The organism is Rhodococcus sp. NPDC077669 (assembly GCF_040686915.1).
GTDB classification, from domain to species: Bacteria; Actinomycetota; Actinomycetes; order Mycobacteriales; family Mycobacteriaceae; genus Rhodococcoides; species Rhodococcoides fascians.
This window is the reverse complement of sequence record NZ_JBFBMD010000007.1, coordinates 137,189-149,035: the sequence shown is the minus strand read 5'-3', so window position 1 is coordinate 149,035 and position 11,847 is coordinate 137,189. Positions and strand designations below refer to the sequence as shown.

At 65.1% G+C, this 11,847-nt stretch carries 7 protein-coding genes; 1 reads left to right on the top strand and 6 read right to left on the bottom strand.

The features are described from left to right. Positions 1–106: 106 nt before the first annotated feature. Positions 107–5,965 (top strand): amino acid adenylation domain-containing protein, encoded by a 5,859-nt coding sequence (locus AB0P23_RS11570; RefSeq protein ID WP_363797641.1) that lies wholly within the window; start codon positions 107–109, stop codon positions 5,963–5,965. A gap of 70 nt (positions 5,966–6,035) precedes the next feature. Here the strand turns inward: AB0P23_RS11570 and AB0P23_RS11565 are convergent, their stop codons facing one another. The 6 genes from AB0P23_RS11565 to AB0P23_RS11540 form a co-directional block, all read right to left on the bottom strand. Then, a complete protein-coding gene (locus AB0P23_RS11565) occupies positions 6,036–7,019 on the bottom strand; it encodes an alpha/beta fold hydrolase (RefSeq protein WP_288124402.1) in 984 nt (327 codons plus the stop codon). A 100-nt stretch (positions 7,020–7,119) separates the two neighbouring features. Beyond that, positions 7,120–7,974, bottom strand: coding sequence for a glycosyltransferase (locus AB0P23_RS11560; RefSeq protein ID WP_176458062.1), 855 nt, complete (start codon positions 7,972–7,974; stop codon positions 7,120–7,122). An 81-nt stretch (positions 7,975–8,055) separates the two neighbouring features. Further along, positions 8,056–8,910 carry an ABC transporter permease gene (locus AB0P23_RS11555; protein ID WP_032365640.1) on the bottom strand — a complete coding sequence of 285 codons (855 nt, stop codon included), beginning with the start codon at positions 8,908–8,910 and terminating at the stop codon, positions 8,056–8,058. A gap of 10 nt (positions 8,911–8,920) precedes the next feature. Beyond that, a complete protein-coding gene (locus AB0P23_RS11550; protein ID WP_032365639.1) occupies positions 8,921–9,778 on the bottom strand; it encodes an ABC transporter permease in 858 nt (285 codons plus the stop codon). Further along, positions 9,775–10,746 carry an ATP-binding cassette domain-containing protein gene (locus tag AB0P23_RS11545; RefSeq protein ID WP_135046975.1) on the bottom strand — a complete coding sequence of 324 codons (972 nt, stop codon included), beginning with the start codon at positions 10,744–10,746 and terminating at the stop codon, positions 9,775–9,777. The genes AB0P23_RS11550 and AB0P23_RS11545 overlap by 4 nt, the downstream gene beginning before the upstream one ends. A gap of 128 nt (positions 10,747–10,874) precedes the next feature. Beyond that, positions 10,875–11,828: a diiron oxygenase gene (locus AB0P23_RS11540; RefSeq protein WP_027496306.1), complete on the bottom strand. Its 954-nt coding sequence runs from the start codon at positions 11,826–11,828 to the stop codon at positions 10,875–10,877. Positions 11,829–11,847 lie beyond the last annotated feature (19 nt).

The window sequence follows — 11,847 nt, the reverse complement described above, 5'->3', positions numbered from 1 at the left end:
GGCGAACTGCAACGCTCGCCGCGTCGTGGACGATGAACGGTCGGATCGGCCGACGCGTCGTCCACGACCGAGCGCGGGGCAACACTGGTGAGGAGTCATAGTTCAGATGAGTTCGGATGGATCGACCGGCACACCGTCCGAGTCGGGCGGCCGAGTGGGTGGACGGTCGAGCCGCCCCAGGCCTACCCGTGCACGACCCACCCGACAGCGACCGGCCCGTACGGTCGCGCTGCCGACTCTGCTCGCCGCGGCGGTGGAAAAGAACCCGGACGGTATCGCGGTGGAGTGCGGCACCCGGTCGCTCACCTATCGGGAGATCGACTCCCGGTCGTCCAGGCTGGCCCGGCTGCTCATCGAACGCGGGGTCGGCCCCGAGGATTTCGTGGCTCTGGCACTGACCCGTTCGATCGAATCTGTCATGGCCGTGTGGGCCGTGGCGAAGACCGGTGCTGCATTCGTGCCCATCGACCCCAACTACCCGGCCGCCCGCATCACGCACATGGTGAACGACTCCGGCGTGCGAATGGGTGTCACTGCAACACAATTCGAAGAGGCGATGCCGACGTCGGTGTCGTGGATCAGTCTCGACTCGTCCGACACCGAAGGCGCACTCCAGGGGTTGTCCGACGATCCCGTCGTGGCGGACGACCGACGGGCACCGATTCGCCCGTCCACGCTTGCGTACGTCATCTACACCTCCGGCTCGACCGGTCTGCCCAAGGGCGTCGCCGTCTCCCACGCTGGGCTGGCACCGCTGACCTCCACTCAGGTCGAGATCTACGGGCTGGACTCCGATTCGCGCACACTGTATTTCGCGTCCCCCAGCTTCGATGCGTCCGTGCTGGAGCTACTGATGGCTGTGGGCGCAGGTTCGACGATGGTCATCGTCCCGCCCGGTGTCTACGGCGGTTCCGATCTGGGTGACATGCTCCGCCACCACCGCGTCAGCCATGCGTTCATCACCCCGGCGGCGCTGGCCTCACTCGATCCGGCAGAGGTGCCCGACATGCGAGTGCTCGCGATCGGCGGCGAGGCCTTCACCTCGGAACTGATGTCGAAGTGGGCACCGGGCAGACGTTTTCACAACGTCTACGGCCCCACCGAAGCGTCGATGGTGTGCAACATCTCGCCGCCGTTGAACGCGGGCGAAGCCGTACTGCTCGGGCCGTCCACCAAGGACATGGGCTACCACGTGCTCGACGACCGGTTACGGCAGGTGCCCGCCGGGGTGCCGGGGGAGCTGTATCTGACCGGTGCCGGCCTTGCGCGGGGATACCATCGACGATTCGCGCTGACCGCAGCGCGTTTCGTCGCCAATCCGTATGCAGCCGAGGGTAACTCGGAGCAGAGCCGACTGTACCGCACCGGTGACCTGGTGCGCTGGCGGGAAGTGGTGTCCGGACGGGCCATCGAATACCTGGGCCGCAACGACTTTCAGGTCCAGATCCGAGGCTTCAGAATCGAACTCGGTGAAATCGACGCCGTTCTCACCGCGCAGGACGGGGTCGATTTCGCGGTGACTCTCGGTCACCGCAGTCCCACCGGCGCAACTGTTCTCGCAGCGTACGTATTGCCGGTGGCAGGGACGGACGTCGACCTGGACCGGGTGCTGGACGAGGCCGGGCGGAGTTTGCCTGCGCACATGGTGCCCTCGGTGATCACACGGATCGAGTCGATCCCGCTGACTCCCACCGGCAAGCTGGACCGAGACGCACTGCCGGAACCGGTGTTCGAGGCCGCGGAGTTCCGGTCCCCGTCGACCATTACCGAACATGTGGTGGCCGATATCTTCGTCGAGCTGCTCGGGGTCGAACGGGTCGGCCTGGACGACGACTTCTTCGCGCTCGGGGGTAACTCCCTGATCGCCACACAGCTCGCGGCTCGATTGGGTTCGGCTCTGGGCGTTCATGTTCCGGCGCGCTCGGTGTTCGAGTCCTCCACCGTCGAGGCCTTGGCGCAGGCCGCCGATTCGGCGGACGGTCCGGTTCGAGCTGCGCTCGACACGTCGAGGCAGCGGCCCGAGCGCATCCCGCTCTCGTCCGCACAGCAGCGCATGTGGTTTCTCAACCGCCTCGACACCGACTCCGCCCTCAACAACGTGCCGGTCGCTCTGTTGCTGCGCGGAGAACTCGATGTCGACGCGCTGCAGGCTGCCGTAGGGGACGTGGTCGGTCGACACGAATCGTTGCGCACCGTGTACCCGGAGATCGACGGTGTCGGGTATCAACAGGTGCGGGACGAGGCCGAGACGCACGTCGGGATGGACGTGGTCCGCATCGCTCGTGACGACGCGCTCGCTGCGGTCACACAGTTCTTCACCCGGGGATTCGACGTCACCGTCGAGATCCCGTTTCGTGTCCGGCTGTTCCACATCACGGACCCCGCCGGTGCAGCACCGGAGTACGTGCTGGCCTTCGTTGCACACCACATCTCGGCGGACGGGCTCTCGATGGCCCCGCTGTCCCGCGACGTCATGACGGCCTACCTCGCGCGGCACGGCGGATCGGCACCGCAGTGGGCACCGCTGCCGGTCCAGTACGTCGACTACACACTCTGGCAACTCGACATGCTCGGCTCCGAATCGGATCCGAAGTCGGTGGCCCGCAAGCAGATCGACTATTGGCGTCGCACGCTCGACGGCCTCCCCGAGCAGTTGGATCTGCCCTCCGACCGGCCGCGCCCGCGGGTCGCATCGGGACAGGGGGCGGTGACGGCGTTCGAGATCGACGCTGCACTGCACACCCGCGTACTCGAGTGTGCACGCGAGCACGACGCCACCGCGTTCATGGTGGTGCACGCAGCGTTGGCGGTGCTGCTGGCCACGTTGTCCGGGACGTCCGACATCGCCGTGGGAGCACCGGTGGGTGGTCGCGGCGACGCACGGTTGGACGACCTGGTGGGCATGTTCGTCAACACGGTGGTCCTGCGAACGCAGATCGCTCGAGACGCCTCGTTCGGTGCGGTACTCGATGCCGTACGTACCTCCGACCTGGAGGCATTCGACAATGTGGACGTACCCTTCGAGCGTCTTGTCGAGGTACTCGATCCGGTGCGATCGCAAGGGCGGCACCCGCTGGTCCAGGTAGCGCTGTTCTTCCAGAACTTCTCCCAGGGATCGTTCGAGCTCCCCGATCTGGGCGTCGAGGCATTCGGGTCCGGGGCGGCGTCGGCAAAGTTCGATCTCCAGGTGACGCTCACCGAACTCGGAGACGGCGCAGGTCTGGCCGGCGAGCTGATGTACGCGACGGATCTGTTCGACGAGTCGACGGTGGCGTCGTTCGGGCGACGGTTGGTGGCTGTACTCGAGGCGGTGACCGCTCGTCCGGATGGCGTGGTCGGTGATATCGACGTTCTCGATTCGGCCGAGCGTGAACGAATCATGGTGCGCGGCAACGGCGACGAGGTGGCCATCGAATCCGCCGAGGTGTTGTTGGACGGCTTCGATCGGGTGGTGGCCGACACGCCCGACGCGGTCGCGGTGGTGTTCGGCGAACGGTCGCTGACGTATCGGGAGTTCTCGGCTCGGGTGGACGCGACTGCGCAGCTGTTGCAGGAGCACGGTGCCGGGCCAGGTGTTCTGGTGGGGCTCGCGATGCGGCGGTCCGTCGAGTTGGTCGTCGGCATGTATGCGGTGCTGCGATCGGGCGCGGCGTACGTTCCGGTGGACCCGGATCAGCCGACCGAACGTAACGACTACATACTCGACACGGCCGCCCCGGTGGTCGTGTTGTCCACGGCCAGAGATGGTTTCGTCACGGCGACCGCTGTTCCGGTCGTCGACATCACCGATCCACCGGAGCCGTCCGGGTCGGTGGTGTTTCCGCGCGCCGCCGGGGACGACCTGGCGTACGTGTTGTTCACGTCCGGGTCGACCGGTCGTCCGAAGGGCGTGGCGATCGAACACCGGGCCATCGTCAACCAGATGGCGTGGATGGCGCAGGAATACGGTCTCGATGCGTCGGATGTGTACCTGCAGAAGACGGCGACGACGTTCGATGTCTCGCTGTGGGGTTTCTTCCTGCCGCTGCGAACCGGCGGTCGGTTGATCGTGGCGGCCCCGGGCGCGCAGCGTGACGTCGAGGCGGTCGCCGCCGATATCGCGCGGCACGGGGTGACCGTGACGGACTTCGTGCCGTCGATGCTGACGGTGTTCGTCGAAGCGGTGTCGGCGCAGTCGATCTCGTCGCTGCGGCATGTTTTCGTCATCGGTGAGGCGCTGCCCGCGGGTACCGTCGATGCCTGTCGGGCAGTGTCGGATGCGCGGGTGCACAACCTGTACGGGCCTACCGAGGCGGCGGTCAGCGTCACTTATCGCGATGTCTCCGAGGACGGGGCGGGGTCCGGATCGGTGTCCATCGGTGTGCCCGAGTGGAACACCTCGGTGCACGTGCTGGATTCGCGTCTGCATCCGGTACCGGCGGGCGTTCCGGGGGAGTTGTACTTGGCGGGTGTGCAGTTGGCGCGGGGTTACGTTGCGCGGCCGGACCTGTCGGCGGAGCGGTTCGTGGCGAACCCGTTCGACGGCGTGGGGACGCGGATGTACCGGACCGGTGATCTGGTGCGGTGGTCGATGGATGCCGATCGGCTCGAGTACATCGGTCGCACCGATTTTCAGGTCAAGTTCCGTGGGCAGCGAATCGAGTTGGGAGAGATCGAGACTGCGCTGACGGCGCGGTCGTCGGTGAGTCAGGCTGTCGTCGTGGTGTCGCACTCGGCGGTCGGTGAGTCGTTGGTGGCGTACCTGGTCCCTACACCCGGTACCGACATCGATGTCGAGCTCGTTCGGGCGGAGGCAATTTCTGCGCTGCCGTCCTACATGGTTCCGTCGGCCTTCGTGGTGCTCGACGCTCTACCGCTCAACGCTGCGGGAAAGCTGGATCGTCGTGCGCTGCCGAGTCCGGAGTTCGAGACCCGCGAGTTCAGGGCACCGCAGACACCGGTGGAGGAAGCTGTTGCCGGTGTGTTCGCGGACGTTCTGGGAGTCGAACGCGTGGGACTCGACGACGACTTCTTCTCGCTCGGCGGCAACTCGCTGCTGGCCGTGAAGTTGGTCTCCGCGCTGAAGGGGGCCCTCGGTGGTCGGCCTGTTCCTCTGAACTGGTTGTTCGTGGACGCGTCCGTTGCCTCCCTTGCGGCACGGATCACTGCTGCCACGGCATCGGGAGTCGACGGAGCGGAAGCAAGCGGGCTCGAGGTCCTGATACCTCTACGGGTAGGCGGTTCTTCGGCCCCGCTGTTCTGTATCCACCCCATCGTGGGTCTGTCCTGGGCCTTCGGTGCCCTGGCGTCTCACATCGGCGACGACCGTCCGATCTACGGATTGCAGTCGCCCGCGCTGTCCGGTGCAGAACCTGTGCCGCAGTCGATAGAACAGTGGGCTGCGGTATTCGTGGACAAGATTCGCGCCGTGCAACCGTCGGGCCCGTATCACCTGCTGGGGTGGTCCATGGGCGGACTGATCGCGCATGCGATGGCCGTGCAACTGCAACGTGAGGGCCACGAGGTCTCGACGTTGGCCATGATGGACTCGTTCGTTGCGGGTGGGTCGGACCACCTCGTCGACAGGCCGGTATCGGCGGACGAGATTCTCGGCGGGCTGGGTGTCGGTGCGGACAACCACCTCGAGATCGGTGAACTCACGGTCGACTCCGTGGCCGAACTGTTGAAGTCGATGCCGGCACCTTTCGACTCGATTTCCCGCGAACGCGTCGCCGGGATACTCGACGGGATCGCACAATCGGCAGAGCTCATCGAAACCTATGTGCCACAGACCTTCACAGGACGAGCGCTGCTGTTCGCATCGGTCACCGACGATCCCACGGGCAACGTGGCGGCGGCGACGTGGCGCGGTGCGCTGAGCGAGGGCGTGACGGTCGTCCCGGTCCATTCGACCCACTGGCAGATGGCGTCGTCGCCGGCATCGACCGAGATCGGGCCCGTGCTGGACGCGGAATTGCACCGGTAGTCCGTTCGGCAACGACGAAGGCCTCCCGACATCGTGTCGTGAGGCCTTCGTCGTGGCGTGTGGAGAATGTTCAGCAGGGTGCGGGCGTGGTGGTTGCGTAATCGGGATCGAGTGCGGTCTTCACCATGTACAGGGGAGCGGGATCGGCGACGAGACCGACGTGGGACGTCGTCGCCGTGGGGCACACGTCCTGAACCCAGACGTTGTGCACCATCGCAGGGTCGCCGGACTTGAGGAAGGTGTTCGCGGGCGGTGTCGAGACGGTGTCGTTGCGCGTGGCGATGACGGTGTACTCGACCCCTGGTTCGACGTCTCCGCCTTCGTTCAAGCTCGTCAGCGTCGTCGAACCGACGAGTTGCTGGGCACCCGCCATGTTGTATGTCAGGGGGGGGAGTGCGTCGCCGGGCAGGCCGAGAGAGGTGAGCAGTTCGGAGAGCTGCTGCAGACCACCGAAGGTCGTGCCGTGGTTGGTGGCACCCAGTGTGACCAGTGTGTGCACCTTGTTGCGGGCGGGGTCCTGCGCATCGGTGCCGCCATCGAACTTCATGTACTGCCGAGTGGCGGTGCCACCCTGCGAATGGCCGACCATGTCGACTTGCTCGGCACCGGTCGCCGCGAGTACTTCGTCGACGAAACGGCCGATCTGACGGCCCGACTCAGCGATGTCGCCGGAGCCCCAGATTGTCGTGCCCGGGTCGAGCAGCAGCGATACTCCGCCGTAGTTGGGTGCGAAGACGCAGTAGCCCTCGCTCTTCAGCTGCGGTGCCAGGATCTTCCACGTGGACGCATCCATCTTGGTTCCGTGGACGAGCACGACCGGACGGGGATGGGCCGCGCTGGGAACACAGCCGAAGTCGTTGGCACCCTCGAGGGTAGGCGTGGCGGAAACCGAGGTTCCGGTGGGCGAGGGCGCAGCGACCGCTGTGCCCGTCCCGGTGAAGGACAGGGCACCGGCCACCGCGACAGCAATCGCCGTGGGCAATACTCTCGTGAACTTCTTCGGCATGGCCTCTATCTCGTCCGGGGCGTGGGAATCCGCCGCTGTCACCTGCATCTGCGTCACCGACCGTAACAGCCGGACACACAGGCGTAACAGGCGTGCAGGTCAAGGGTGCCGGTCGGGCAGGCCGGTCGGCGAGCCCGTGTGGTGGACATCACCAACCGATGGCTCCGTATCTAATTCCTGCGCGAAGCTCGCCGACCCGGATGACGAACGCACGCAGCCAGTGGCCGCGTGACATCCCGGTCAGCGACGTCGGCAGCAGGGGATTGCGCAGCAGCAGCGCCATCCACCAGGACGCGACTCGGCGCACTTTCAGTGCCGGGCAACCCTGGGGCCGGTAGATTCCGCGAAGCTTGGCGAAGCCGAACCCGAGGCGAAAAGACTGGCGCAGGAGAGGGCGTAGCTCGTCACGCAGTCGATACGCCACTACTGCCTCGGTACTGAACCCCAAGGTGTAACCCGCCAGTTGCGCCCGCCAACTGAACTCGACATCCTGGCTTGCTCGGTAGCGGTTGTCCATGCCGCCGAGATCGCTGTAGACCGATGCCCAGCAGGCCATACTCGCGCCGATCGCGAACGGCAGGAAGTCGGTGCGGCCCTGGTTCTCCGGCGCTGTCGTGGGCGTCCACGACAGCGCCCGGACGCTGTTCAGCGTGTCGGTTTCGACCGCAGTACCGACAACATCGAACGACGACGCCTCCTGTACGAGCGTGGTGAGCCACGACGAGTGCACGACATCGTCCGAGTCGCAGAACGCTAACAGATCGCCGGACGCCTCTCGGGCACCGCAGTTGCGTGCGTAACCCGCTCCGGTCTCGCGGGAAGCATCGACCGACCTGAGCCGCAGCCGCTCTCGCAAAGGATGAGTGAGTACGTATTCGCCGAGGTCCCCGCCTCGCGTGTTGTCCGCAACGAGCACCTCGAACGGAAACCCGACATCCTGATCGGCCAGAGCCTGCAACTGTGCGTCCAAGTGCGGATCGAGGCCACCGACAGGAATGATCACCGAGACCGACGGATGCTCAGGTCGTGCCCGGTCGACCACAACGAATCCCCCAACGTAGAAATGTCGGCCCGGGCGACGCGATCAGCCCGACGCAGATGCCTTCTTGTACCCCCGAATCGCAGGGTAGAGGAAGATCACGACCATTCCCAGAGACCACGCGAGAGTTTGGAGAATCGGAGTCATGACGGGCCCTCCGAGTGCCAGCGCGCGCATCGCGGAGACCGCAACCGACATCGGCTGCGCTGCAACCACCGGCTGCAGCCAGAGCGGATACGCGAGGACGGGGACGAACCCCGCATTGAAGAACATCAACAACGTGCAGAAGATCGACACCACTTCGACCAGTGGTGCGTCGCCGGCCACCGTGGCGAGGAACGTGACCATGACTGCGAACCCGATACCGAACACGACAGGAATCAGCAGCAACAAGATGCCGGCCTGAATTCCCTGGGTGAACCTGAACCCCAGCGCTACACCGGCACAGATGATGACCACGGTGGTCACGAGCACCCGAACTGCTTCGGCAATCATCCTGCCCAGTAGGCCGGCCGCTCGGTGAGTGGGCGTTGTCCAGAACCGAGCCAACAGACCCGACTTTCGTTCGCCCTTGAGGCCGACAGCGCTGACGATGGAACCGAACATGGCTCCGACCAGAGCGATCATCGGCACCTGGCCGTAGATCGCCGGCGATCCGGTGGCCGCGGAAATCGAGTTCCCGAGCACGACACGGAACATGACCAGCATCAACGCGGGGTACAGCAACGCCTGAATCATCGTCGACGGATCGCGCATCCACCGCATCAGAAGTCGTTTGGCCTGTATCAGGCTGTGTGTCCCGAGCGCACGAATCGACCCTTCTCGCAGGGCCATGTTGGGTTCGGGAAAGGTCAGGTTGGATACGCGTGCAGCGTTCACCGACGCTTCTGTCATCGTCATCTCGGACTCGTCATTCTGGTCTCGAGCTCGCCCAGATGGCGAGCGGGACGAAGAACAGGAGCAGGCCGGCCACCCAGGCGAGGGATGGCCACAACACCTGGAAGCTGACTCCGCCCTCGGCCATGTCGCGCATAGCGAACGAGAACTGCGAAATCGGTTGATTGCGAACGAACGGTCGGATGAGTTCCGGGAAGCCGCTTTCGGGAACGAATCCGCACGAGGCCATGCCGAGGATGAGCTGGGGCAGGGTCAACACCTGGCTGGTCGCTTCGGGGCTCTTCGACAGCGTTCCGATTGCGTCGGCACCGATCGACAACGTGGTGCTGATCAGCATGGCGAGCGCGCAGAACAACAGGGCCTGACCGAATCCTGCGGAGAACCGAAAGCCGATGACGTAGCCGAAGCCGAGTGCGGATACGAGCGATACCAGTGAGCGGACAACACCGCTCGAGATTCGCGACACCAGCGGGACGCCGCGTACGACGGGCATCGTTTTCAACCGAGAGTTGAGTCCACTCATCGCCTCAGTCGATGCCCTCTGCGCGGCGGAGATGGCGGTGAACGCCATTGCCTGCAGCACGATGATCGGCATCAGAAACTGTGCGTAGTCGATGCCCTGCAGGCCCATCACGAACTTGAGCGGAAGGTAGAAGCCGATAGTGAAGATCAGCGGAGCGATGACCGCGATCAGCAGCTCACCCTGGGTGAGCATCGTCCACAGTGCACGCCCGGTCAGTGCCTGCCACTGCACGAAGCCGGACGGCCGCGTTCGTGACCGGCGTTTGGGCTGCTGCGTCGTCGACCCGGTGGTTGTCCGAGGAGCGGTGACCGCACGCGTATTCGAGACGCCTCGCGTCGTGGCCGTCACGGCGTGGGGCTCGCTTGCGAATGGCCGGTGAGGGTGAGGAAGACGTCGTCGAGCGAGGGGCGGCGCAACGCGATGTCGGCCAGCACGATGCCACGGGCGTCGATACGGCGGAGGATCTCGGACAAGGTTGCGGCACCGTCGGGGGCAGGCACGGACAGGCGGTCGGACGCGGCAGTGATCTCGGCGTGCACCGCCGGAGGCACCATATCGCCCAACGCTTCGGCTGCCGCGCGGAGCTGACCGGGATCGAGGGGAACGACCTCGCAGTAGCTGCCGCCGGTCATGGCCTTGAGTTGGTCGGACGTACCTTCGGCGATGACCGTGCCCTTGTCGATGACGATGATGTTGTCGCTCAGCACGTCTGCCTCTTCGAGGTACTGCGTCGTCAACAACACGGTGATGCCCTGCGCCTTCAGTGCCTCGACCAACGACCACACACCCTGTCGGCTCCGAGGGTCGAGTCCGGTGGTCGGCTCGTCCAGGAACACGACTTCGGGACGCACGACCAGGCCACATGCGATGTCGATACGGCGGCGCATGCCACCGGAGTAGCCGCGGACCGGACGCTTGCCGGTATCGGACAGGTCGAATTCGTCGAGCAGGGCCTTGGCGCGAGCCTTGGCAGCCTTCTTGTCCAGACCCATGAGGCGGCCGAACAATTCGATGTTCTCGCGCCCCGAAAGAGTGTCGTCGAGGGCGGCGTACTGGCCCGTCATCATGATCGACCGCCGCACTGCGGGAGCGTCGGCAGCAACATCGTGGCCGGCGACGAAGGCTCGGCCGCTGTCGGGCGCGATCAGCGTCGACAGCACTTTCACAGTCGTGGTCTTGCCCGCACCGTTGGGGCCGAGGATGCCGAGTACGGTTCCCCGCTCGGCCGAGAAGCTGATGCCGCGCAGCGCATGCACATCGCCGAAGGACTTGTGTACGTCCTCCACGTGTACGGCTGCGTGCTGAGCTGACGACATCGGATCTCCGAGCTGTGGGGTGAATGGGGCCGGGGCAGTGCCGGGGCCCGTGGAGGGGAGGGCCACTACTTGATACGGGAACTGCCGGGAAATGTTACCTGTGGATTGCAGTCGCAGATGTTCTGCCGTCAGCCCCAATCGATATCGATACTGTCCTCGACGTCCAGCTTTCGGCACAGGGATCGCAGTCCGCTGTAGTCCTGAACCAGCGCTCGACGGCTCTTGTCGGCCTCGACGTCGGCGATCATGGCCTCGGCTCCGCGGACACCTTCGAGTTCGAGAATGCGCGCCCACGTCGAGAAGTCGCTGCTCGAGAACGCATCCATGCCGTCGACGAGGCCGTCGAGAAACTTCTGCCGATCGTTGGATCCGAGCCTGTCGAAGACGATCGCCGCCATGTCGTCGGCAATCGATGCGTGGCAGTACTCGTCGCGATTGTGGAGTTTGACCGTCGCCCGATTGATCGGCTGAATGACGTCGTCGTCCTCGATCAGATCGAGGTACGACGTGATGGAGATCTCTGCGACCGTCATGAAGGCGAGCGAGCTGATCGCCGCAGACCACGGGTCGTCGCTCTTCGCCTGAGCGGTCCGCTGGCGACGGACGGTGGAACTGAACGGCAGGGATCGTTCGGACAACGCCCAACCGCGACCGCGACGGGTCGCCGCACTGGCGTTGAGGTGCATCAGCGTGTGGTACTGCTCGTCCACCATGGCCTGAGTCACCGCGACCGCAAGGGTGTCGCCCATCCCGGTCTCGAACACATCCTGGGCGAGCAGCGAAAATCCCGGGTGAACGACGTGCTGCTCGACATCCATCACGTTCTTGTTGAACGCGATCCAGCCCCAGGCCCGCAGCCGATCCTGCTGTTCCGGTTCGGCACCGAGGAATGTGTCGTGTTCTCCGAACGGGATCAAGGCGTCGGGGAAATCTCGCTTGGTCGTGTCGAACAAATCGTCCAACTGGGGTTCGGGCTTCTTGACGGTGGCACGCTGCGACCAGTTCTTCGCCAACCGCGCTACGACCGCGCTCTCGACGACATCGTGGGGGTCGTGCTCCGGCAAGGTCGGCTGTTCCAACATCGTGTGCCCCGCCTCCGCG